Source organism: Collinsella sp. OM04-5 (assembly GCF_003439125.1).
Classification (GTDB): Bacteria; Actinomycetota; Coriobacteriia; order Coriobacteriales; family Coriobacteriaceae; genus Collinsella.
Map to the genome: position 1 here is coordinate 1 of NZ_QSUU01000036.1, position 531 is coordinate 531.

The 531-nt window shown below is 55.4% G+C and carries 1 pseudogene; it reads right to left on the bottom strand.

Going from position 1 to position 531, the window contains the following annotated elements:
- Window positions 1-531: pseudogene (locus tag DXB53_RS09995) on the bottom strand (hypothetical protein); the annotation flags it as partial.

The following is a 531-nucleotide window of genomic DNA, read 5'->3' on the forward strand; positions in this document are numbered from 1 at the left end:
TCGCAAATTCTATTGTCGGCGTGGTCGCTTCTCCCAGTTTTACCTGGCTGGTTGTCGCTCCCGCTTTCAGGTTGAAGCCTGCTTTCAGGTTGCTGATGTCTGTCTTGTTGTTCTGGACGGTATTGTTGTTGGTGATTGTGTTGTTCAGCTGGTCTTCGTCCAGTCCCAGGCTCAGCCCGTCGTTGTTGACTGTCGTCTTGACGTATTTATCGCCTTTGACTGTCAGCGGCGTGGTCGAGTTGATGGTCTTTGTCCCTTTCGGGGTGTTCGCATCCTGGATCACCCAGTTTACGTCCCCGCTCATGTTGTTGACCGCGTCTTTCAGGTCGCCGATGGTCGCCGCGCTCTTCTTCTGGTCTTCGCTTGCGTTCGCCAGCGCTGTACCGTTCAGCGCGCTCTTCACGTTGCTGATCGTTGACCCGCCGACGTTCACTGTCCCGTCTCCCAGCGTGATCGTGGTATTATTGCTGCCCGCTTTTCCGTTCGAGATTGAGGTAATCCCGTTCAGCGCGCTTGCCAGCTGTACCTGCA